Origin of the sequence: Bradyrhizobium sp. sGM-13, assembly GCF_018398875.1 — a bacterium.
Taxonomy (GTDB): domain Bacteria; phylum Pseudomonadota; class Alphaproteobacteria; order Rhizobiales; family Xanthobacteraceae; genus Bradyrhizobium.
Window position 1 is genome coordinate 1 of sequence record NZ_JAGWDK010000243.1, and the last position, 335, is coordinate 335.

General features: G+C 52.8%; 1 pseudogene. It reads left to right on the plus strand.

Annotated elements, in window-relative coordinates:
* Positions 1-40 precede the first annotated feature (40 nt).
* Positions 41-335 (plus strand): annotated as a pseudogene (locus KJQ96_RS38935) (IS110 family transposase); the annotation flags it as partial.

The window sequence follows — 335 nt, forward strand, 5'->3', positions numbered from 1 at the left end:
CTGCATCGATCCCCGAAGACTGCGCGGCGTGACTAGGACGATGCCGATTAAGACCCGAAACGACGCTCGCGCTATTGCGCAGGTAATGCGGGTCGGCTGGTACACCGTTGTTCATATCAAGGGTGACGTGAGCCAGGAGCTACGAATGCTTCTCAATAATCGCAAGACGCTTTTGATTAAGCAGATCGATATCGAGAATGAAATTCGGGGCGTCTTACGCGTCTTCGGCTTAAAGCTGTCTGGTCGTATATCTCAAGTAACGTTTGAGCAGCAAACGAATGAACTCACAGATGGCCATCCACGACTCGCGGCGATGCTGCGCCCAATGCTTGTGG